Below are 22452 nucleotides of genomic sequence, written 5' to 3'. Positions count from 1 at the left end.
GTACTTTGGGTATAGAATTCTCTGCTGCCAAAGGTTCTTATGAAATTAAAAATCCTTCCACTTCTCTATTCTATCGTTTTACTAGCATGCCAATCCGAGCCAGCAAAAGTTGATTATACCGATTGGTCACACTATGGCGGCCCCTCAGACGGATCTAGGTATTCTTCGCTTTCCCAAATCAACAGAGGTAATGTGGACCAACTCGAGGTAGCTTGGATCTACAATAGTGGAGACGCTACTGACCGAAGTCAAATCCAGTGCCAGCCAATAATGAAAAATGGACTTCTCTACGGTAGCACACCTAGCCTTAACATTTTTGCACTGAATGCAGAAACTGGTGAAGAGGTATGGAGATTTGATCCTTTTGAGATTTTAGGAGGGGAAAATTCTTGGGCTGGAACAAACCGGGGGGTGACTTATTGGGAGAAAGGTGAGGACAAAAGGATTCTTTTTGGTGCAGGGAATTGGCTTATGGCACTTGATGCTGAAACAGGGGAAGCCCAATTAGATTTCGGCGATAATGGTAAGGTAGACCTCAGAAAAAATCTGGATACAGAGAGGGAAGACTTCCTCATTGTTGCTAATGCACCCGGGGTGATTTACGAAGACTTGATAATTATGGGAATGCGGCTTTCAGAAGGTCTTGATGCTGCCCCTGGTCATATTCGGGCTTACAATGTGATAAGCGGGGAATTGGAGTGGATATTCCACACCATCCCACACAAAGGAGAGTTTGGGTTTAACACCTGGAATTCGGAATACATTTCAGAAATAGGAGGAGCCAATAATTGGGCTGGGATGGTTATGGATTATGATCGTGGAATTGTGTTCGTCCCGACCGGATCTGCTACTTATGACTTCTATGGAGGCTACCGACATGGAGATAATCTTTTTGCAAATTCTCTTTTGGCTTTAGATGCCAAAACCGGAAAGCGCATTTGGCATTTTCAGGGAGTTCATCACGATGTCTGGGATAGGGATTTCCCTGCAAATCCCAACCTAATTCGGATTCGAAAAGAGGGTCAATGGATCGATGCAGTGGCCCAGATTTCCAAGCAGGGTTACACTTATGTTTTTGATCGGGAGACTGGTGAACCTATCTGGGAAATCGAGGAAAAGGAAGTCACACAAAGTATTTTACCTGGAGAAAAAACCTCGCCCACTCAACCCATTCCCAGTTTGCCTGAACCATTTATGAAAATGGTTTTTGAGAGAGAGGATATCCTAAGCCTTAAAGAAGAATGGAAGGCAGACATCCAAAATCAACTCGAAAACGCCCTTTTGGGTGATACTTGGCTTCCCCCAAACCCTCACAAACCAATAGTCCTATTCCCAGGTATGGATGGCGGTGGAGAATGGGGAGGAGCTGCTTTTGATCCAAAAACACAGACTTTCTATGTCAATGCCAATCAAATTCCATGGATCATCAATATGACTCCCAATGCGAAATTTGAAAACCTTGGGCAGTCTATTTACACAAACTACTGCGGCAACTGCCATGGGCTCGACCGAAAAGCTAATCCTCCAGCCATTCCATCCCTTATCGGACTTGAAGAGAAATATTCCAGGGATTCCCTAGTAGCTTTGATCAGAAAAGGAAGAGGCGCCATGCCTGCTTTTGATTACATCAGTGAAGAGGAAAGACTGGTTTTAGCCGATTATCTTCTTGGTAATGCACCAGCTGAGGGAGATAAAAAGGAACTTGAATCTCTGAGTTCAAGGCTCTACCCCAGATACTACATGGATGGATACAAACGCCTTACCACTGAGGAAGGCTTGTATGGCAGTCAGCCACCCTGGGGGCTTTTGACCGCAATAGATATGAATACCGGTACAAAGAAATGGCAGATCCCATTGGGCGAAATCGACTCACTTTCGGCTATGGGGTTTGAGCCTACAGGTACAGAAAATTACGGTGGCCCTGTGGTCACCGCGGGAGGACTTCTCTTCATTGCCGCTACCAAGGACGAGAAAATTCGAGCCTTTGATAAAGAAACGGGCGAAAAGCTTTGGGAGGCAAAGCTCCCGGCATCAGGTCATGCCACACCAGCCATGTATGAAATGAATGGAAGACAATTTCTGGTCATCGCTTGCGGTGGAGGCAAAGGAACACCAAGCGGTGATAGTTATGTGGCCTTCTCCCTTCCGGATTGATTTCTATTCATTAAAGAAAGGCTTCATCTCATTGTGGATGGTTTCTCTGAGCGTTTTTAGCCTTGTAGCATATTCGGCTAGTTTAATTTCCTGTGGTGTATTTGGGTTCCAGGGTTTAACAGGCTTAGGACTGCCATTTTCATCCACCGAAACAAAAATGATAATGCAGTGAGTCTTTTTCTCGAAATCTTTTTCTTCAAATCCCCTGGAATAAATCTCCACCATAATATGGATGCTGGTTTTCCCTGTGTAAATAACCGTCGCATCGATTTTGATCACCTCACCTATATTGATGGGTTTGTAAAAACGAATGCCTCCTACATAGACAGTGACACAGTAGCTTTCTGCCCAGGTCCTTGCACAAGTGTAGGCCGTCTGATCTATCCATTTCATCACTACGCCTCCATGTACCTTCCCTCCAAAATTCACATCTGAAGGTTCACTGATAAATTGGAAGGAAGTTTTATGAAAGTCCTCAGTGGTATTTTCGTCTGTCATTTTAGGTGTGATTTACTTAATCCAATTAAAATACACAAAGCCTCCCAAAAAACAGATTATCCGTCCCTTCATAGCTATGACACCTCCCACCATAAAAGGCTTGTATTTTTAAGTTATTTCATACTAACTTCTGCTTTTTAAAAACCACCATATGCTCAAGAAATTCAAACTCTCAATCCTCTTCTGTTCATTGGCTGCCCTTTCCTATGGGCAGGAAATGGCCGAAATTCTAAATGGATATTCATTCCGAAATGTTGGACCCCTTCGTGGCGGCAGGGTCACGGCTGTAGAAGGAGTTGAATCGAAACCTTCTACATTTTACATGGGGGCTACAGGAGGTGGACTCTGGAAAACTGATGACTTCGGCCATTCTTGGGACAATGTTTCAGATGGCTTTTTCCCTACGCCATCCATCGGTGCCATCTCAGTTTACCAACCTGATCCCAAAATTATCTATGTAGGCACAGGTTCTGACGGATTAAGGTCAAATGTGATCACAGGAAAAGGAGTTTTCAAATCTACAGATGAGGGAAAAACCTGGGAATTGATTGGTTTGGAAAAGACCGGTCAAATCGGTGCCGTAGAAATTCATCCGAATAACCCGGAAGTAGTTTATGTGGCAGCCATTGGACAAGCCTTCGGAAAAAATGAAGAGCGTGGAGTATTCAAAACCACCGATGGAGGCCAATCTTGGGAAAAGGTCTTTTATCATTCTGACAGTGTTGGTGTTTCTGACTTAGAAATGGCCCCAGATGACCCTAATACCTTGTATATCGGTGCTTGGAGAGGGGAAAGAAAGCCTTGGACCATCATTTCAGGTTCATCCGAAGGAGGGGTTTATAAATCAACAGATGGTGGTGATTCTTGGACAAAGTTGGAGAATGGACTTCCCACAGCTTTGACCGGAAAAATTGACTTTGCAGTGTCTCCGGCAGACCCAAATGTAGTTTATGCAAATATCGAGGCCTCTGAGGACCAGGGAGGTTTGTATAGATCAGGTGATCGAGGTGAGAGCTGGGAGTTTGTATCAGATAATCCAAATCTCACAAATCGCCCATTCTATTACACCAATATTTATGCGAATCCACTGGATGCAAATACAGTGTATAATAACTCCTTAAGATTTCTCAGATCTTATGATGGCGGGAAAAGCTGGGAGAGACTTTCAACTCCCCATGGAGACAATCATGATATTTGGATAAATCCAAATGACACCACTATATGGATTCAGGCAAATGACGGAGGAGCAAATGTGACAATTAACAATGGTAGAACCTGGTCAACCCAATTCAATCAACCGACTGCAGAATTATATCAAGTGGAAGTGGATGATCAGTACCCCTACTACTTATATGCCGGACAGCAGGATAATTACAGCACAGTGGCCGTACCGAGCATGCCTCCGATAAGTGTTCAGGCCGGAAGCAATTCGTTTATCCTTAATACAGGGGGATGCGAGACAGGCCCTGCGGTGCCAAAGCCAGGAAATCCCAATATCGTTTATTCAAATTGCAAAGGCCGCTTTGGAGTTTACGACAAAAGAACCGGCCAAGAGTTGCAATATTATGTCGGTGCCACAAATATCTATGGGCACAATCCAAAGGATCTAAAGTTCAGGTTCCAGCGTGTGGCTCCAATTCACGTTTCCCCTCACAATCCTGATGTAGTTTATCACACATCCCAGTATGTACATAAAACAATGGACGATGGGAAAACCTGGGAAATTATTTCTCCTGATTTGACTGCATTTGATCCTGATAAACAAGTGGTTCCGGGTTCTCCGATCACCAGAGATGTAACTGGAGAGGAATATTATAGTACTATCTACGCCATCCAGGAATCCAAGATTCAGGAGGGTTTAATCTGGGTAGGTGCGAATGATGGTCCAGTCCATGTCACCAGAGATGGAGGTAAAAATTGGGAGAATGTCACCCCTGACATGCCTGAAGGTGGACGGGTAGATGCAGTAGAGCCTTCACCACATAATCCTGCCAAGGCTTATGTAGCAGTTTTGAGGTATCAATTAAACGACTACAAACCTTATATCTACAAGACTGAGGATTATGGACAAACTTGGGATTTATTAACACCAGGTGACAACGGAATTCCTGAAGATTTCCCAACGAGGGTAATACGAGAAGATCCTGAGAAAGAAGGAGTTCTTTATGCAGGTACCGAATTCGGACTTTTCATCTCTATGGATGATGGCCAAAATTGGTCATCCTTCCAAAGTAATCTTCCAGTAACTCCAGTTACCGACATCAAAATCCACAGAGATGATTTGGTAATGTCTACGATGGGAAGAGGTTTTTGGATAATGGATAATCTGATTAGCCTCAGAGGATTGGCAGATCTTGAAAATAAAAACCTGGCCCTTTTCGATATCCAGGAAGCTGTTAGAAATCAAATGTCAGCTAGTAGTGAAAAAAATGGTCCAGAGTACCCAAGAAGTGGCGCCACCATTGATTTCTTTTTAGCAGAAGAAACTGATGATATTAGATTGGAAATATTAAATGAAAGTGGTGAACTAGTCAGGGCTTTTGAACCTAATCAAAAAGAAGAGGAAGTAGATACGGAACGCGATATGAGTACAGAATTCCGAAATCCTCCTGCAGCTTCTGGACTGCCCAATGAAAAGGGAATCAATCGCTTCAAGTGGAACATGAGACATCATGGTGGCTGGAACAAGGATCCTGAGAGAGCATACACCGGTAATGGGCCTATGGTAGCCACAGGCAAATATGTTGCAAGGTTGATTTCCCAGGGTGAGGTTCTAGAAAAGCCCTTCGAGGTAATCCTGGACCCAAGAATTACTTTAGTTTCTGATGAGGACGTGGCTGCCCAGGAAGAATTAGCTCTTGAAATTCAAGAATTCAGAGATGAAATAAACAAGCTGATAGCATCCATGGATGAGCAGAAAAAGGAGATGGAATCGGCCATTGAATTGGAACAAAGCAGCAATCAAATCTCTTTGAAGAAAAAGGAGCTTGAGGAACTTTACTACAGAGTAGTTACTCCTGAGGGAACGTATATGCAGCCCATGTTAGAAGATCAAACCAGATACCTGTTTTCAATGATTGGCAGAGCTGATCAAAGGCCAGGAAAGGATGCCTATGAAAGGCTCGAAGAGCTTCAAAATGATTTTGAGGACATTAAGGCTGAATTTGAAAAACTACGTGATTAATCAAAGATAGCCATGAGCTGAGGCCCCAATGTTGCCATCAAACCATGCATTGGGGCCAAAGGCTGTTTGAACCCAACCGATATAAATCCGACTTACAAAGCTGTTTGCAGTTATTCCATAACCACTTCCTTCATCGTGTAGGATATCGTAAACATCATTTTGACAGTTTCGATCGGTGATACTGTATCCTTCACCACTTCGTTTATTCATTATCCAAGTGGCTTGCTCAGGATTTACATTTTGAACATCCAGCCTTTTCCATTCAGTGTAAGGATCACTATGGTACGTTCCTGGTTTCAAATTAAAACCGTTTTTATCCTTGGCCCCTGGAGGGATTACCACTGTTTTCCTCGTCTGAAAAAGGTTTACTATTGAAGCAAAATTATTAGGACAGTCCTGTGTCCAAAATCCCTTGTAAGCAGCGGAAGTATACGGATGCCCAACCTGATTTTCGGTAGACATACATCTTACTAGGCCATTTCTGAGTAAAAAAGCACATCCGACATGCCCAAGTCCGCCAGCTCCTTTACGATTAAGAAAAACATATGCAAAACCATTCATTATCTATTCGGATTTGAATTCTGGTTCTAGGTTACGAGAAGCCATTTTAAATTTTCTTAGCCTTTCATTTTTGGATGTGAGGCCCATTGTCCTTCCCATTTCAATGTCTACCTGCCTTTGCATGGCTTTTATTCTAGACTCTTGGGCTCTATTCTGTTTTACAAATTCTTGAATCAGTAAAAAGTGCAAAAGCAAAAGGCCTGCAATTACCATTAAAGCCAGAAAGCTAAATATGGACCATTGAAAAAAAGTGATACCTAAAAACTCCATTACTAGGTTTTAATGTATCCAAAAATAGAGGCAATAGAGACACCAAAACATACGGCAAAAGCCCTATATTTTTCCACTTATCAAAATTAAGCTTAGTGGAATAACCTTCGAAGGTTCTTTTATTCAGGGGTTTAAGAAAGAAAACTTTTGTCATTTGATCGTTCAGCCAAACAAACTCAAAGCTCCCCAAAAAAAGTCCAATTCTAATCAAAAATTAGGGCTTTTGGCACTGTCAAACTAATTATGAAACTTGGGGTTTAGAAAATATAAACCCAAATAAAAATACATGTTCAATATAGATCTTAATGAAAATCAGCGAATGATTGCTGATATGATCAGGGACTTTGGAGCCAAAGAAATAACACCCTTTAGAAATGAATGGGATGATAAACAAATCTTCCCACTAGAGTTATTTAAAAAGCTCGGAGAACTCGGATTGATGGGCGTTTTAGTACCCACAGAATATGGGGGTTCTGGCTTTGGTTATTTTGAATATGTAACTGCCATCACAGAATTATCCAAACTGGATCCTGGAGTTGGTTTATCAATGGCTGCCCACAATTCTCTTTGTACCAATCACATCCTGATGTTTGGTAATGAGGAGCAAAAGCAAAAATATATTCCAAAATTAGCTACCTGCGAATATCTCGGAGCATGGGGACTTACTGAACCTAACACGGGTTCGGATGCAGGAAACATGCGGACTGTAGCGAAAAAAGAGGGAGAATACTGGATAATTAATGGAGCCAAGAATTTTATCACTCATGGAGCATCTGGAGATGTAGCTGTTGTAATTGCTAGAACAGGAGATGTAGGTGATTCGCATGGAATGACCGCTTTTGTGATTGAGAGAGGTACACCAGGTTTCGAAGCAGGACGAAAGGAAGATAAGCTTGGGATGCGTTGCTCAGAGACAGCCGAAATGATTTTTACCGACTGTAAAGTTCATGAAAGCCAGGTTTTGGGAGAAATTGGTGAAGGTTTCATACAGTCCATGAAAATTCTGGATGGGGGAAGAATTTCCATTGCAGCCCTATCATTGGGTATTGCTGAAGGAGCCTTAGAAGCTTCCATACAGTATTCTAAAGAAAGAAATCAGTTCAACCAGCCTATCTCAAAATTTCAGGGAATCTCATTCAAACTGGCTGATATGGCTACTCAAGTAGAAGCCGCAAGCCTTTTGACGTTTAAGGCCGCTGACTTGAAAAACCGTGGAGAAAAAGTCACCCTTGCCGGAGCCCAAGCCAAATATTATGCATCAGAAGTTTCAGTTTCAGTTTCAAATGAAGCTGTCCAAATATTTGGTGGGTATGGATTTACAAAAGACTACCCAGTAGAGAAATACTATAGAGATGCTAAGCTTTGCACCATAGGTGAAGGTACTTCAGAAATTCAGAAACTGGTTATTTCCAGAGAAATCCTTAAGAAATGATCACCAAAAGAACTATTCCATGGCCTCATAAATGAGGTCATGGATTTCAGTTCTTATTCCCTCCCTCAATAACCTCTTGTTATTTGGGTCTGGATATACCCTATTGGAAAGGAAAATGTAAATCAAATCATTTTCTGGATCCGCCCAGGCACAGGTTCCCGTGAAGCCAGTGTGTCCAAAAGAGCTTTTTGGCGCTAGGTCTCCAGCGGAGCCTCCATTATCTTTTTCTTGTTCCGGTTTATCCCATCCCCATCCCCGTCTACTTTGGGTTGATTGTCGTTTCGTGAAGGTGGAAACTACGCCTGGCCGAAGAAGATAAACATCACCGTAATATCCTTTATTTAGCATCATCTGCATCATTACGGCTAAATCCATTCCTCTTCCGAAAAGCCCAGCATGGCCGGCTACTCCTCCATACATAGCCGCACCGGGATCATGAACATATCCACGAACCAGCCTTTTACGAAATACCACATCGTCTTCCGTTGGAGCAATCTGTTCAAGCGGAATCTTGTTATAAGGGTTAAAAGTCATGGTACTTAAACCCAGAGGACTGTAGAAATTCTGATCAAGAAATTCATCTAAGGGTTGGTTCACTACTTTTTCAACTACCGCCTGCATGAAATACATCGTCAGATCGGAGTATCGATATCTATTTTTACTCGCACCTCTGGGTTTAGGCGTTAATTCAGACTCTACGGTCCAAACCCAAATACTGTCTCTTAAAAAATCCGCACCGTACATGCGGTTAGACACCGGTCTGGAAAATCCCGGAACAGAACTTTCCTGATAGTAATCTCTTTTCCAGTTGCCATCCTTTACGGTTTTGGCATAATGAGGAATGTAAGCTTTCAGTCCTGCCTCATGCGCCATCACATCACTTAAGACCAAATCGGCCTTATTGGTACCTCTAAGCTCAGGAAGATAATCCCCGAGCGTTTTACTCATGTCAATTTCACCCCGACTTACCAGAAACATCACAGCTTGTGTAGTAGCCAAAACCTTGGTAATGGATGCCAAATCCCAAACCGTCTCTGAAGTAATCTCAGGTGAGCTTTTGTATTCCTGTCTTCCGTAGGACCGCTCAAAAACCACCTTTCCATCTTTTGCTACCAAAACATGAGCACCAGGTGCAGCTTGAATTCGTACCATTCTTTCAGCTACCTCATCGATTTTATCCAGTTTTTTGGAATCCAGCCCCACCGTTTCTGGCTTCGCAAAAGCAAGGCGATTCATATCATCCAGAAACCCACCGACTCCCTGAACCATATTTTCACTTACTGTTACAGGCAAAATACCCCTCGCCGGACGTCCCCCAAATAATATCTGAGGAACAAGGCTTTGTGTAAAATCATTGTTCTCATAGGCTAATACAAGCTGCTCTGCATCTTCGAAAAATTGGGCTGAATATGCATTTCCAAAAAGTACCGTGATTACCTTATGGCTTTTTTGGAGCTCCTTGATTAGGGATACATCTGACTCAGAAACCCCAAACTTCCTTTTTGGACTGTTGCTGAGTCCCATCATTCCTACCACTATCACGTCATGCTCTTTCAGCTTTTCAACCAAATCTATATTAGAGGCACTCCCAGCTCCTTTTTTTACGGAGAAATGCTCAAAACCTGCATACTTATTCAAGTAGTTTTGGAAGGTTTCTCCTCCACCTCCAATAGTAAGACTGGCAAAATTTTTCAGATCAAGCTGCTTGAAGGGTAAAATATTTCCCTTGTTAGATGCTACCGTGATTGCCTCTGAATAAAGTTCTTCAATGAGAGCTTCCGTTTTTGGAGTGTAAACTCTCTCAGCCAACTTGTAAGTATTGATAGGCCTCATCTTATGTAATCCTGCCCAGTACTTGGCCTTAAGAATTTTTTTCACTCTTCTCTCAACCTCTTCTTTGGAAATCCTTCCTTCGTCAATCGCTTTTCTTATTTCTTGCTTTGCCCTAGGCACATCCATAGAGTAGAGAAGTACATCATTACCCGCGATTAAGGCCTCCACGTCAACCACCCCTGGAGGAAACTGATCTGCCACCCCCTTCATATTCAAGGCATCGGTGAAGATTAATCCACCAAAACCCATTTCTTTCTGAAGTAGGTCTGTAACCACTGGTTTGCTCAAACTAGTTGGTCTTCCACTTCCACCATCCAGGCTGGGAATATTCAGGTGAGCCACCATCACGGACATGAGGTTTTCCTGGATTAATGCTTTGTAAGGGTATAAATCTACTGTCTCGATCCTTTCTTTAGAATGCTTGATCACAGGCAATGAATAATGGCTATCCACCTGAGTATCTCCATGTCCTGGAAAATGCTTTGCGTTAGCTATAACTCCATTATCCTGAAGGCCTTTTACATATGCAATTCCCTTTGATGCTACTTGTTCCGGGTTTTCACCAAAGGCTCTATAGCCTATCACAGGATTATTAGGGTTAGAATTCACATCAACTACCGGCCCGAAATTGATATGCATCCCTATTTCTTTAAACTGCCTGGCCATCTCCTCCCCCATCCTGTAGATTAACTCTTCATTTTGGATAGCACCCAAGGTCATAGCTTTAGGAAAGTCAGGAATCGAGTCAAATCTCATACCCAAGCCCCACTCTGCATCCATTGCAATAAAAAGAGGCGTTTTGGCCTCAGCCTGATACAGGTTAGTTAAACGAGCCTGCCGGTTCGGCCCTCCCTGAAAAAAGATGAGACCTCCTAGGTTTTCATCTCTCACTAATTGCCGAATAGAATTTACATGGGCATCGCCTTTATTCGAGTAGGCCGCAACCATAAAAAGTTGGCCCAACTGCTGATCAAAATTCAGGCTTTGGAAAACAGAATCAACCCAAATGCTTTGCTCCAAAGGAGACAGGGCTTCGAGAGGATCAAAAACGGAATCCTCTACGTCAACTTTGCTTCCTGAAACCATAAATGCCAGCAAAGTGATCATCAATCCACGCAGTAATCCTAATCTCATTTAAGCAAAAGTTTTATATCCGTTTAATTTAAAATAAATTTACCCTTCATTCTCCGCGGAGCCTCCAAACAGCTTGTTCATAACTGTTTTCTGTATTTGAAACAAGTTAAAAAAGTTAAGGCAACATTGGAGAAGAAAAGGGGTTAAATAGAGTATATTTATGATGTCTGGTTCTAAGGCATGTGAATTCTTTGTGGTTCTTTCCGTCAGCCAAAATTGACCCAAAAGAATAAGTAATTTTATGAAGTTTCCATCCATCTTTCGTACGAACTCACCCATGAGGTTTGATATCAAACCAAGGTATTATGACCCCGTGAAGGAAGAAATCGAGCAAAGAACCTCCCAGATCAAAAAGGACCTTGAGGCTCAGGGCCTTTTGGATAAGTCGGGAGAAGAAGGCGAGAATTATGAAAGCTCCATTCGCGGCTCATTTGCCAACTACCGGGGTGGAATAAAAGAACGAAGTAAGAATCCTTTTTCGTCTACCGCAATGATCAGAACCATGATCATCTTGTTTTTGGTTGGATCGCTTTTCGGATACATCTACTTCGGCCCGATCGTATTTGAAATTATAGCCTACTCTGCTCTACTGATCATCGCTATTTATTTATTCTTCCGGCTTAAACCAAAAAAGGGTAGATGAGCAATATCATCCAACTCTTACCTGATGCCATAGCAAATCAGATCGCCGCGGGTGAAGTAGTCCAAAGACCTGCTTCCGCGCTAAAAGAGCTATTAGAGAATGCTGTGGATGCAGGAGCGACTGATATTCAAGTAATAGTCAAAGATGCCGGAAAGCAGCTGGTTCAGGTTATTGACAATGGTAGCGGTATGTCCAATGTGGATGCCCGAATGAGCTTTGAGAGGCATGCCACGTCAAAGATCAAACAGAGTAATGACCTCTTTTCAATCAAAACTTTTGGATTCCGGGGAGAAGCATTGGCTTCCATAGCTGCAGTTTCTCAAGTCGAACTTAAAACTAAATCAGAGGATGAGGAAACCGGAACACTGATTCAGATAGAGGGCTCGGAGCTGAAAAAACAGGAGCCAATTGCAGCAAAAAATGGAACTTCTGTGGCCATGAAAAATCTATTTTTCAATGTCCCAGCTCGCAGAAATTTCCTAAAATCTAACCCGGTGGAAATGCGTCATCTAGTCGATGAGTTTCAGAGAGTAGCTTTATCTTATCCGGAAATTTCTTTTTCCTTGATGCAAAATGACATGGAAATTTATCGCCTGAACCCCGGAAAACTAAGTCAACGGATCGTTGGGATTTTTGGAAAAAACTATCAGGATAAATTGATTCCTGCTGAGGAAAACACCCCTCACCTAAAGGTCAAAGGATATATTGGTAAACCTGAGAACGCGAAGAAAACTCGTGGAGAACAATTTTTCTTTGTAAATAATCGATACATCAGAAGCAGCTATCTTCACCATGCGGTCCACACTGCATTTGAAGGACTCATTCAGCCCGATCAGCACCCCTTTTACGTGCTATTTCTGGAGATAGATCCCTCGCACATTGACATCAATGTACATCCGACCAAAACCGAAATAAAGTTTGACGATGAGCGTACCGTGTATGCCGTTCTTCGATCTTCAGTAAAGCAAGCCCTAGGGGCTCACCATGTCGTGCCTTCCCTCGATTTTTCTATTGATGTAAACTTTCAGGATAAATGGGATAAGGATACAGAAAAACGAGAACAAGTCAGTCGAGAATACAGCTACAGAAGCTTTAATACCCCTGAATACAAAAAAGCGAATCCCTCAGGCTGGGAAAAACTATTCGATGTGGGCCAAAAAGAAGGAAAGTCCGAATCAAGAAAAGATGATGACCTGGAAGTACTTACCTTCCCTAGCAGGGCTATGGAACAAAACGAACCTGGTTCTGAGGCTCTCAGTGAAAATACAGGAGCGACCTTTCAAGTAGAATTGAACTACATAGTAGCCCAATTTTCTTCTGGATTTATCATCATAGACCAGCAAACCGCCCACGAAAGGATTCTTTATGAGCGATATCTGAAGCAGCTACACTCAGCTAAAGGACCCTCCCAACAATGTCTTTTCCCACCGGTGATTGAACTAAGTTCCAATGATTTTCAGTTGGTCAGTGATATTAAGGATGAATTGATAAGTTTAGGATTCCAAATTGAAGAATTCGGAAAGAGTGCTTATCTGATTCAAGGAGTCCCAGCCGACATACAGGTGAAAAATGAAAAAGAGCTTTTTGAGGGACTGGTAGAACAATATAAAAACTTTAAAAATGAGCTCTCTCTGGATAGCAGAGAAAATCTAGCCAGATCTTTAGCGAGAAAGGCATCCCTAAAGAGAGGGCAAAAACTTAGTGGACAGGAAATGGAATTGATCGTAGGTCAATTGTTTTCTTGCCAAAACCCAAATTATGGCTGGGGAGGAAATAAAACCTTTGTCAAACTGGACCTTTCCAGTATTCACTCTTTCTTTGGTAAATAACTATGTTTAGAAATATAACTCCGGTCGTTCAAAACCTGCTTCTGATCAACATTGTACTTTTTGTGGTCAGTGCCTTTTTGTTCCCAAGGCTGAATGATTGGTTCGCACTTTATTACATCAACAGCGCATACTTTCAACCTTTCCAGTTCTTAACCTACATGTTTATGCATGCAGATTTCTGGCACTTGTTTGGAAACATGTTTGGGCTTTTGATTTTCGGTCCATTGCTAGAGCAGTTCCTCGGACCAAAAAAATTACTCACCCTTTGGATGGTTTGTGGAGTGGGTTCAGGGATACTTTATTCTGGATATAATTCATACCGGGTAAATTCTCTTGAAAACAAAATTGAGGCCTTCCAGGCCAATCCAGATCCTGAAGTATTTAATCGCCTTGTGCTTGATAACCGAGGTTATTTTGATCCAGCCATTTTCAATTTTGTGGATGACTACAGTCGAAACCCAAGTGATCAAGTGTACATCGACCGGGCAAATCAAACTTTGAATGCCATCCTTAATATCCAAAGTAATATCCCTATGGTGGGAGCTTCAGGGGCTTTATTTGGAGTTTTAATAGCATTTGCTATGCTTTTTCCAAACACTCAGCTTTTCCTGCTGTTTCCACCTATGCCGGTGAAGGCAAAGTATTTGGTTCTTTTTTATAGTCTTTACACCATTTACAACGTATTTGTAAATAACCCCATGGATAATGTTGCGCATTTCGCCCATTTAAGCGGGTTGGTAATTGGGGCTATATTAGTATACAGATGGAAAAAACAACGTAACAGTTTCTATTAGCATGTACGGTAATTTTTGGGATAATTTAAAAAATGCCTTCAAGCATTCGGACAACAGTCTCTACAAGTTGATCGCAATCAACTTGCTAGTATTTCTGTTCCTGATGGTTTTAAGGGTTTTTCTGACTATTGGAGGTCTGGGAAATATCTATTCAGAAGGAATATCCTTTTTCATGATGCCTGCCTCTGTGGGGAAATTTATACTCCAGCCCTGGAGTGCCTTGACTTACATGTTTATGCATGAGGGATTTTTTCACATCCTTTTTAATATGCTCTTCCTATTTTGGTTTGGTCAGCTGGTCCATCAATTTCTCGGAAGCAGAAAACTCACTAACCTTTATATTTTAGGTGGTTTGGCGGGTGCTGCCTTTTATGTTCTTATCTATAACATTGCGCCATACTTCAGGGATGCAGTAGATAATTCTCTGATGTTAGGAGCTAGTGCAGGGGTTTTTGCGATAGTTGTGGGTGCAGCTACCCTCAGCCCAAACACCACTTTTTTTCTTATTCTGATCGGTCCCGTTAAAATTAAATACATCGCCATTTTCTATGTGATCGTTTCATTTGCAAATACCGCTGGAGCAAATGCTGGCGGTGAATTAGCTCACCTTGGTGGAGCACTTATGGGCTTCATCTATGTGACTCAGCTACGCAAAGGAGTTGATTTAGGAATACCAGTTCAAAAAGTAGGACTCTTTTTTGAAGATCTTTTCTCTGGAAAAAAACGAGGGGTGAAAGTGACTTATAGAAGAGCCAAAAGCTCTGGAACAAGCCCTAAGAAAGCATCTAAAAATGTGAAACCTGAATCAAAGCAGACTAACCCCGAAGAAGCTAGTCAGGAAGAAATCGATAGAATTCTGGATAAAATCGCGGATCGAGGATACGAGTCTCTAAATAAGGATGAGAAAAGAAAGCTATTCGAGTTTTCAAAAAAGTAAAGCCAATTTCTAGAGAGGAAAGGCGAAACCTGCTCTAAAACCCACCTCTTGTAATCCCTGACTTTGGTATCTGAATTCAGTGCTTAAGCCTATCCATTCAGCTAGCCGGATATAAGCTCCCACACCCACATTAGCTCCTTTTAAACTCCTTCTTACCCCGGCTCCATCTGGTTGGGTATCTTCCCAGGTTTGGCTATAGCCAGCCATAAAATAAACTTGTGAGGGTCCTTCGGAAACATAGTACCTCAAGTCAGCACTAAAATTACTTTCTTTTCCAACAGCCGGGAATATGTAAGTGTAGCTTGGCATAATGGCAAAATTATCCGCAAAAAAATACTCAAAACCTCCCCCTATTCCTGGCTCATTCCATCGAAGCCCATAGGTGCCGAAAACATGAACTCTTGAGTTACCTTGTTCTAAAGATTGGGCCTGTAAACTTGAGAATACTAAAAGAAAAAAGAAGGCTGAGAAAAGGAGTTTCTTCATGGCTCTTGGAAAGTTTTTAGAAAAATTAAACCCCTTTTCTCAGCAAAACAAATCAATTTCCGATTACCTTAATTATTCTACCAAGCCTACCCTCTCCATCCATTCCTTCCAAGACCAGAATTTGTTTGGAAGCGACATCAGTATTGTAATATTCTAAAGAAGCGACACCGCTAGAGTCGGTTTCTACGGTTGGATTCCAGTAAACCGTTGCTCGCTTATCGTCCAACGCTTTTCGGACAGGATCTTCGTCGTACATGGGCTGATAAAATTCTTTGGCAGTGGAATACCCTCCGTATTTGGTGACCAGAGTTCCTCCCACACTACTTGCAAGTCCGTATCCCTGTTTGGTGTAAACGGCTATCACTCCATTTGCTCCCTGAGCTCCGAATATTGCCGCCCTTGCAGGGTCTTTAAAAACATCCACACTTTCCACATCACGAACACTCACATTCAATAAAGTCTGAGCGTCGACTGGAATATTATCAAGCAAAAATAATGGATCAGTACCTGCATTAATTGACCCTGGCCCACGAATATTTACACTAACATCAATACCCGAAACAAAAACCTGAACACCAGAAACTCTCCCTTGGATTAACTGGAAAATATTTTGATAGGTAACAGAGGAAGGAATGTCAGCCGGCTTCACCACAGCATCACCATCCCCGTACAGTTTTCTCATCTGAATATCTTCTTCCTCAACAGTCTGACCCTCCACCGTAACACCTTCCAAGTCCACAAAATCCTCCGATTGTTGTGTCATCTGAGTTTGAAGATTTCTTTCCTGGACCGTTGCGGTCAAAGCTTCAGGCCACACGATTTTGCCAGGGTATAAGCCTTGGATTTCAGTAAAAGTAGGGTTGGGCTGAATTACCTCTACATCCACAAAGTTCTTTAATCGATTATCCTCAACGGTTATATTCACAGTGGCCGAATCCAAATAATCCATGTCGCGAAGCATGAAACGTCCATTAGGTCCATATTCCGTGCTCAGAATTTCTATGCCTCCACCAATGATCGCGTTTACTGTACCACCTGAAAGGCCGCGGCGAGTATCCTCCGAATCCGTGACCTGACCCTCAATATTGATTCCTCTTTCAATGAAGTTCTCAATCTTCGGATACTCCATCTTCAAAATCTCATCCCAGGAAAAACGAGTCCAGCCATGAGTCAGCATCACCAAGTCGATTGCCTCTAGATCTGCTTCGTTATTGTCATTGAAATACGCTCCAGGAGAGTAAAGACCTCCCCTGAGATCGGAACTTAATAGTAGAGATGAGAAAATATTCTCCGAAAGTTCATCAAGTTCCACCTGTCCGGCATCCAAAACTGAGAGCGAAAAAGTTCCAGGGGCAGCTATCTCATTTGTTTTACTGTTTAGCGTAAGTTCGATTTTACTTCTCTTGCCCAAATCTCCATTTACTGCCAGGTCCAAATCTAACTGATCATCACCCATAAAAAACACCAGTCTTTCCAACAAGGGTGTCCCCTCACCGGTCAGAATAGTGATTTGGTTAATCCCAGTGATCAGGTTTTCCTTAGGAATTCGTACCCCCCAAATTCCATTGTTTAACTGACCCTGAATCATATAATTTACGATCCCTCTGGTTTGACTTACCAGTAAAAGATCATTAAAATCACCGATACCCTGTACAAAGGCGGTTAAATAACTGGCACTCGGGTTATTCACCACTTGCATGGTCAATCCAGAATCATCTGGTTGAGGAAGCGATACGGTCACGGTTTCACCAGTATTAATTTCCTTCACCTCAGCCACATAGTTTTTACTTTCCGGAGTCATTTCAAACTTACCCAAACCAGCGAAATTAGCCCTGAACTTCACGTCTGCTTGATCGACTATTTGACCTTCAATGATGGCTGGATTACCATCTGGATACACAGCGCGAAATGCCATCTGAGATTTTTTACCTACTAACCAATGGCCACTCTCAGGTAAAAACTGAATGTCTGCAAAGGTCAAACTATAAGGTAATGCCACTCGCTGAGTGACTGGATATGTACCCCCTTCTAGGTAGGTAAGCTCTAAATATTGTGATGGATAAGCTTCACCCGGAATTCTAAATGTCAAAGTAGCCTGACCCTGATCATTTAAAAGTACCGGTTGTGTATGCAGTTCATTATCCTCCGCAACAGCTTTTAATTCAAGCTCCTGATCAGACAAAGGATTCCCTTCTTTATCCACAGCGATCACTTCAACAGAATAGCTTACCTGTTTCCCTATCACTGATATTTCTTTAAAATCCACCTGAGGGAGAAAAGAGCCCCCGGCACCGTCTACCACAGATAGACCTCTGGAAAAGAAATACTCCTTACCAAAATTTTTCATCCAAGAAGTATAGGCTTTGATTTGATATTCTCCGGCATTCCCAAAAAGAGGTAAGGTGAAATTTCCTGCTCCTCGTCCCTGCTCAAGCCGCACTAAACTGCTTTTCAGCAAAAGTCCATTACCATCAAAAAGATCTACATAAAGAGGCTTCGAAAGCGGTGTTGGGATCTGACTACTTCCAGCCGTCACATAGGCGCTGAACCACACATCTTCGCCCAAGGTATAAGTATCTTTATCCAGATGGAGGTAAACTTTCTCTACTGGAAATTCAGCCTGGTATTTATCAAAAAAAGATTGGATTTTTTCTGGAAGGGTCTGTCCGAAAGAGGATGAGGCTGCAAAAAGAAAAATTAAAGCGAAGAGGTAAAAATTTTTTATTCTCATGTAATAGTTGGTTTAATTTAACGAACGCAATTAACCAACTAAGGTTTATAGAATAAAGTATTTTTTCATATTTCTGCCACTTCATTTTTGTTGGCTAGCTGACCACAAGCTGCATCTATGTCTTGTCCACGTGATTTTCGAACCTTCGCAATGATTCCTTCCCGCTCGAGCACACGAATGTACATGTCCACGGATTCCTGGCTTGCTTGCCTAAACTCACCTTCGTCGATAGGATTATATTGAATGATATTCACCTTGGAAGGAATTATTTTACAAAACTTGGCTAGCGCTTTGGCATGTCTTTCATCATCATTCACCCCATCCCAAATCACGTATTCGTACGTTACTTTCCTCTTGGTCTTTTTATACCAATACTGAAGTGCTTCAGCCAAATCTTCCAATGGATTCGAATCATTAATCGGCATTAACTTGGAGCGGGTTTCATTGATTGCGGAATGCAAGGAGACCGCTAGGTTAAACTTAACCTTGTCGTCCGCCAGCTTTTTAATCATTTTTGCCACGCCTACTGTAGAGAGCGTAATTCTTCGTGGTGCCATCCCCAAGCCCTCAGGAGAGGTGATTTTCTCTATGGCATTGAGAACATTGGAATAGTTCAAAAGCGGCTCCCCCATGCCCATAAAGACAATGTTGGTCAAGGGTCGGTTGAAGTAGGTCTCGGCTTCATTTTTTATCGCCACCACCTGATCATAAATCTCATCCGGATTTAGGTTTCTCATCCGTTTTAGTCTGGCTGTTGCACAAAAATTACAGTCCAGACTGCAGCCTACTTGACTGGAGACGCATGCAGTAATTCTCTTTGAAGTCGGTATGAGCACCGACTCCACAATTTTATTATCATAGAGTTTGACCGCATTTTTAATGGTTCCATCATTAGAATGCTGCATGAGATCCACTTCGATATGATTGATGGCAAATTCAGACTTCAATCTCTCTCGGGTGCTTAGAGAGAGGTTAGTCATCTCGTCAAAATTCTTCAAGGACTTATTCCAAAGCCATTCATACACTTGCTTGGCACGGAACTTTTTCTCCCCAATCTCCAGGAAAAACGCTTCTAAATCAGTTAAACTCAACTGACGAATATCCCTTTTTTTCGAATTTTCCATACTGCAAAGGTAGATAATCCCAAATGAAAAAGGAGACCAAAACCTGATCTCCTCTTTCTACTTTCATTTTTGTAACATCAGCCAGCCATTGGGATCAACTATGGGTCGGCTTTCACTGCTCACGATCACTTTCTTTTTACCCAGCATTACTTTTTCCAAGCCTTCGGAAGTCTGTATTTCAACTGGCATCTCAAACTTAATTCCTTCCAAGGAAACACGATATTCATTAGATCCTTTTGGTGTAATTTTAACCTCAGGAACCTTGGTAGACTTAAGGTATAAATCCAAAAATCTCGTCAGGTCTTTACCGGTAAATTCCTTCAGGAAAGAGTAAAAATCATCAGTATCAATTTGATTTTCATAGGTCCAACGCTGATCGGAAGCCAATGCCTTCAAAAAAGGAAAGAACACCTCATCCCCGAGCAGCCATCTAAGTGAATGCATTACATACGCCCCTTTGGTGTAGATTTCCGGATGGTAAGCTTCTTCTTCGGTGCTGTTAGGTTTGCTTACCACCGGCTTTTCATGAGCAATACCTTGACCTACTTCCTTAGCTTTCTCAAGATAGGCCTGTAATCCATCATGCTCCTGATAAAACAACCAATCTCCATAGGCGGTGATACCTTCATGCAACCAAAAATCTGCCCAGTCTCCCACAGAGACTTTATTCCCAAACCACTCATGTCCAAGCTCATGGTGAAGTAACCAATCGTATTTGGTCTGCCCCATAGGAACGAACTGGTAGTTGTTACCATAAGCATTGATCGTCTGGTGTTCCATACCCAAATAAGGCGTTTCGACTATCGCCAACTTATCATCTGGCCATGGATAAGGACCAAAAAACTTTTCATGAGTTCGGGCACTTACTTCGAGAACCTCCAGAAGCTCTTTCGCCTTGGCCTGATTTTCTTTTAAGACGATTACCTCAATTGGAAAGGTTTCACCGCTACTTGACTGGAAATCTGATTTTTCAGAATAAAAAACACCAAGAGTGAAGTTTACATTATAGTTATTAATTGGGTATTGGCTGGACCAATGATATTGAACCTTTTCGCCCTCCTCGGAAGTGCTTTGCAATAATCCATTAGAAGCTACAAAATATCCTTTTGGTACGGTGAAAATGAGATCTACCCCTTCTAAAGGTTCACTGGAAGGGTGGTCTAAGGCTGGCATAAATATCTTTGCCCCTTCGCCCTGAGATGATAACCCCATCCAATGATTCCCAAAACTATCCTTCTCCCAAGTAAAGCCGCCAGTCCATGGAGGATTCAGGGCAATCGGGGTTTTGCCGCTATAATGAATCTCTACTTCATTACAGGTACAATCAATAGGTTTGACGTCCAGCAAATCATTCTCGTGGCTGAATTCGACCTCTTCCCCATTCATAAGAACTTTACTTACCACATATTGGTCAATCAGGTTCAGACGCAAAACATCCAGTTCCTCATTTGATTGAAATTTGACAATACTCCTTCCCGAGATTGTCTGGGTTTCTGGTAAAATCTCCAAATCCAAAGTGTAATGAAGGATTTCAAACTTAGCTTGTAAGGGATCCACAGGACCACCCCAATCCCAATTCTTTTGTCCAAAACAGGATAAATGAAGACCAATTATTAGTAAAAGAATAAGGATTTTTTTCATCGAATTAAATAAAATGTTTCAGCCTTAATCCGCTAAATTTTCCTTAATTGCTTCTTTAGCTTCCTTTACTTTTTTGTGTACATCCTTAAGCTTCAGCGAAAAAATAATTGCTACAATACCAAGAAGAATGAAAACCAGAGCAGTCAAGGTTACGAGCGTCATACCAACAAACCCTGGATTGTAAATCAAAAGAAATGCTAAAATCACTCCACCAATGCTGAGCCATAGCAAACTTTGATACTCAGTACCGGTATCCTTTAAGCTTAGCGCAAAAGAGATCCCAGCAATTGCTCTAAATAAAACACCAAATCCAACATAAAGAGGAAGAGTTACCATACTTAGGCCTGGGTTACTTAGTAAAAGAATACCTATCAGGGTACTAAACCCTCCAGATGCGAGGTACCAACCCCAATTTTCCAATCTTTCTCGATTGCCCAAAGCAAAGGCAATCTCAGCAACACCAGTAGTGATGAAGGAAATACTAAAAATTGTAGCTAGGAGTAAATAGGAGGCCATTGGGGTCTGGAAAACCCATATACCTAAAATAATGAAAACTGCACCTATAATCGTAACTAGGTACCAATGCTTAATTGAATTCTTTAGAGATTTGATTGGATTCGACATGATTAATGATTTATGAATTAAAAATTAGGTTAAAAATTATGCTTTTAATCTGAATAAGGTTTCTAAAAGGGGCACACCAAAATATCTGGAAAGGATGGTACTCTCCCGCTTAAACCCATATTTTTCATAAAGGGACACAGCCGGGTCCTGACCTGATGTGGTATAGAGATATGCTCCCTTGTAATTCATTTCTTGGTAGAAATTTAGCCAATCTTCCATAAGCTCATTTCCAATCCCCTTACCGCGATAGTCCTGCTCCAAAAGTAAAAACCTGAGCTGCGCCATTCGATTTGGTCTGTGCATCAGCACCAGAAAACCCACCATCCTTTCTCCTTCCTCCAAGACCCAAACCCTATCCTTCTTTTCGTCATATTGAGAAAAAAATTCAATAAGGCACTCCATCACATAAGCCTCAAAACCTATAGCCAAATCATGCTCCTCCGAATAGATCCGTCCATGAAGAGAAGCGACCTGACCTAGGTCCCCAGGGACCAAATGATGTCGTATGTTAAGGCCTTTAAAGTCTGGCATTCCTGAAAATAAAAAGAATTAAGGAAAAATGTATTAATTCTTTTTA

16 protein-coding genes are annotated in these 22452 nt (G+C 42.0%); 7 read left to right on the top strand and 9 right to left on the bottom strand.

Annotated features, from left to right (window positions below):
• The first annotated feature begins 39 nt into the window (after positions 1 to 39).
• Positions 40 to 2154, top strand: a complete 2115-nt coding sequence (locus QVH07_RS12450; protein ID WP_290000809.1) for an outer membrane protein assembly factor BamB family protein — start codon at positions 40 to 42, stop codon at positions 2152 to 2154.
• Between the two features lie 3 nt (positions 2155 to 2157).
• Here the strand turns inward: QVH07_RS12450 and QVH07_RS12445 are convergent, their stop codons facing one another.
• A complete protein-coding gene (locus QVH07_RS12445) occupies positions 2158 to 2652 on the bottom strand; it encodes an acyl-CoA thioesterase (protein WP_290000808.1) in 495 nt (164 codons plus the stop codon).
• 151 nt (positions 2653 to 2803) lie between these two features.
• Here QVH07_RS12445 and QVH07_RS12440 point away from each other — a divergent pair, with 151 nt between their 5' ends.
• Complete coding sequence (locus QVH07_RS12440; RefSeq protein ID WP_290000807.1) at positions 2804 to 5836, top strand: WD40/YVTN/BNR-like repeat-containing protein; 3033 nt, start codon at positions 2804 to 2806, stop codon at positions 5834 to 5836.
• Here the strand turns inward: QVH07_RS12440 and QVH07_RS12435 are convergent, their stop codons facing one another.
• Positions 5837 to 6397, bottom strand: coding sequence for a hypothetical protein (locus QVH07_RS12435; protein ID WP_290000806.1), 561 nt, complete (start codon positions 6395 to 6397; stop codon positions 5837 to 5839). It lies immediately after the preceding gene.
• A gap of 556 nt (positions 6398 to 6953) precedes the next feature.
• Here QVH07_RS12435 and QVH07_RS12430 point away from each other — a divergent pair.
• Complete coding sequence (locus QVH07_RS12430; RefSeq protein WP_290000805.1) at positions 6954 to 8099, top strand: acyl-CoA dehydrogenase family protein; 1146 nt, start codon at positions 6954 to 6956, stop codon at positions 8097 to 8099.
• Between the two features lie 12 nt (positions 8100 to 8111).
• Here QVH07_RS12430 and QVH07_RS12425 read toward each other — a convergent pair whose 3' ends face one another.
• Positions 8112 to 11066 carry a serine hydrolase domain-containing protein gene (locus QVH07_RS12425; RefSeq protein ID WP_290000804.1) on the bottom strand — a complete coding sequence of 985 codons (2955 nt, stop codon included), beginning with the start codon at positions 11064 to 11066 and terminating at the stop codon, positions 8112 to 8114.
• Positions 11067 to 11307: 241 nt separating this feature from the next.
• On the opposite strand from QVH07_RS12425, the gene QVH07_RS12420 reads away from it, so the two are divergent.
• Genes QVH07_RS12420 through QVH07_RS12405 form a run of 4 tightly spaced genes read left to right on the top strand, consistent with a single transcriptional unit; the run spans position 11308 to position 15269 of the window.
• Positions 11308 to 11709, top strand: coding sequence for a hypothetical protein (locus QVH07_RS12420; RefSeq protein ID WP_290000803.1), 402 nt, complete (start codon positions 11308 to 11310; stop codon positions 11707 to 11709).
• On the top strand, positions 11706 to 13538 hold the full coding sequence (gene mutL / locus QVH07_RS12415; protein ID WP_290000802.1) for a DNA mismatch repair endonuclease MutL: 1833 nt from the start codon (positions 11706 to 11708) through the stop codon (positions 13536 to 13538). Before QVH07_RS12420 ends, mutL begins: the two co-directional genes overlap by 4 nt.
• A 2-nt stretch (positions 13539 to 13540) precedes the next feature.
• Complete coding sequence (locus tag QVH07_RS12410) at positions 13541 to 14332, top strand: rhomboid family intramembrane serine protease (RefSeq protein WP_290000801.1); 792 nt, start codon at positions 13541 to 13543, stop codon at positions 14330 to 14332.
• A gap of 1 nt (position 14333) precedes the next feature.
• Entirely contained in the window at positions 14334 to 15269 is a 936-nt protein-coding gene (locus QVH07_RS12405) for a rhomboid family protein (protein WP_290000800.1), read from the top strand.
• 9 nt (positions 15270 to 15278) lie between these two features.
• Here QVH07_RS12405 and QVH07_RS12400 read toward each other — a convergent pair whose 3' ends face one another.
• The 6 genes from QVH07_RS12400 to QVH07_RS12375 form a co-directional block, all read right to left on the bottom strand.
• The gene (locus QVH07_RS12400) at positions 15279 to 15755 is read right to left on the bottom strand and encodes an outer membrane beta-barrel protein (RefSeq protein ID WP_290000799.1); all 477 of its coding nucleotides are present in this window, start codon (positions 15753 to 15755) and stop codon (positions 15279 to 15281) included.
• A 52-nt stretch (positions 15756 to 15807) separates the two neighbouring features.
• Complete coding sequence (locus QVH07_RS12395; protein WP_290000798.1) at positions 15808 to 18486, bottom strand: TonB-dependent receptor plug domain-containing protein; 2679 nt, start codon at positions 18484 to 18486, stop codon at positions 15808 to 15810.
• Between the two features lie 65 nt (positions 18487 to 18551).
• Positions 18552 to 19610, bottom strand: a complete 1059-nt coding sequence (gene rlmN, locus QVH07_RS12390) for a dual-specificity RNA methyltransferase RlmN (protein WP_290000797.1) — start codon at positions 19608 to 19610, stop codon at positions 18552 to 18554.
• A gap of 63 nt (positions 19611 to 19673) precedes the next feature.
• Positions 19674 to 21251: a M1 family metallopeptidase gene (locus QVH07_RS12385; RefSeq protein ID WP_290000796.1), complete on the bottom strand. Its 1578-nt coding sequence runs from the start codon at positions 21249 to 21251 to the stop codon at positions 19674 to 19676.
• Positions 21252 to 21275: 24 nt separating this feature from the next.
• On the bottom strand, positions 21276 to 21875 hold the full coding sequence (locus tag QVH07_RS12380; protein WP_290000795.1) for an HdeD family acid-resistance protein: 600 nt from the start codon (positions 21873 to 21875) through the stop codon (positions 21276 to 21278).
• Positions 21876 to 21911: 36 nt separating this feature from the next.
• Positions 21912 to 22406 carry a GNAT family N-acetyltransferase gene (locus QVH07_RS12375; protein WP_290000794.1) on the bottom strand — a complete coding sequence of 165 codons (495 nt, stop codon included), beginning with the start codon at positions 22404 to 22406 and terminating at the stop codon, positions 21912 to 21914.
• Positions 22407 to 22452 lie beyond the last annotated feature (46 nt).

The sequence above is a fragment of the Algoriphagus sediminis genome, assembly GCF_030403435.1.
Classification (GTDB): Bacteria; Bacteroidota; Bacteroidia; order Cytophagales; family Cyclobacteriaceae; genus Algoriphagus; species Algoriphagus sediminis.
Note: the sequence above shows the minus strand (reverse complement) of the source record. Positions and strands in the feature narration are given on the sequence as shown.

What these genes read in the sequence shown, in the direction of transcription:
- QVH07_RS12450 (WP_290000809.1), top strand. Translation starts at nt 40, where the DNA reads ATGAAATTAAAAATCCTTCCACTTCTCTATTCTATCGTTTTACTAGCA.
- QVH07_RS12445 (WP_290000808.1), bottom strand. Translation starts at nt 2,652, where the DNA reads ATGACAGACGAAAATACCACTGAGGACTTTCATAAAACTTCCTTCCAA.
- QVH07_RS12440 (WP_290000807.1), top strand. Translation starts at nt 2,804, where the DNA reads ATGCTCAAGAAATTCAAACTCTCAATCCTCTTCTGTTCATTGGCTGCC.
- QVH07_RS12435 (WP_290000806.1), bottom strand. Translation starts at nt 6,397, where the DNA reads ATGAATGGTTTTGCATATGTTTTTCTTAATCGTAAAGGAGCTGGCGGA.
- QVH07_RS12430 (WP_290000805.1), top strand. Translation starts at nt 6,954, where the DNA reads ATGTTCAATATAGATCTTAATGAAAATCAGCGAATGATTGCTGATATG.
- QVH07_RS12425 (WP_290000804.1), bottom strand. Translation starts at nt 11,066, where the DNA reads ATGAGATTAGGATTACTGCGTGGATTGATGATCACTTTGCTGGCATTT.
- QVH07_RS12420 (WP_290000803.1), top strand. Translation starts at nt 11,308, where the DNA reads ATGAAGTTTCCATCCATCTTTCGTACGAACTCACCCATGAGGTTTGAT.
- mutL (WP_290000802.1), top strand. Translation starts at nt 11,706, where the DNA reads ATGAGCAATATCATCCAACTCTTACCTGATGCCATAGCAAATCAGATC.
- QVH07_RS12410 (WP_290000801.1), top strand. Translation starts at nt 13,541, where the DNA reads ATGTTTAGAAATATAACTCCGGTCGTTCAAAACCTGCTTCTGATCAAC.
- QVH07_RS12405 (WP_290000800.1), top strand. Translation starts at nt 14,334, where the DNA reads ATGTACGGTAATTTTTGGGATAATTTAAAAAATGCCTTCAAGCATTCG.
- QVH07_RS12400 (WP_290000799.1), bottom strand. Translation starts at nt 15,755, where the DNA reads ATGAAGAAACTCCTTTTCTCAGCCTTCTTTTTTCTTTTAGTATTCTCA.
- QVH07_RS12395 (WP_290000798.1), bottom strand. Translation starts at nt 18,486, where the DNA reads ATGAGAATAAAAAATTTTTACCTCTTCGCTTTAATTTTTCTTTTTGCA.
- rlmN (WP_290000797.1), bottom strand. Translation starts at nt 19,610, where the DNA reads ATGGAAAATTCGAAAAAAAGGGATATTCGTCAGTTGAGTTTAACTGAT.
- QVH07_RS12385 (WP_290000796.1), bottom strand. Translation starts at nt 21,251, where the DNA reads ATGAAAAAAATCCTTATTCTTTTACTAATAATTGGTCTTCATTTATCC.
- QVH07_RS12380 (WP_290000795.1), bottom strand. Translation starts at nt 21,875, where the DNA reads ATGTCGAATCCAATCAAATCTCTAAAGAATTCAATTAAGCATTGGTAC.
- QVH07_RS12375 (WP_290000794.1), bottom strand. Translation starts at nt 22,406, where the DNA reads ATGCCAGACTTTAAAGGCCTTAACATACGACATCATTTGGTCCCTGGG.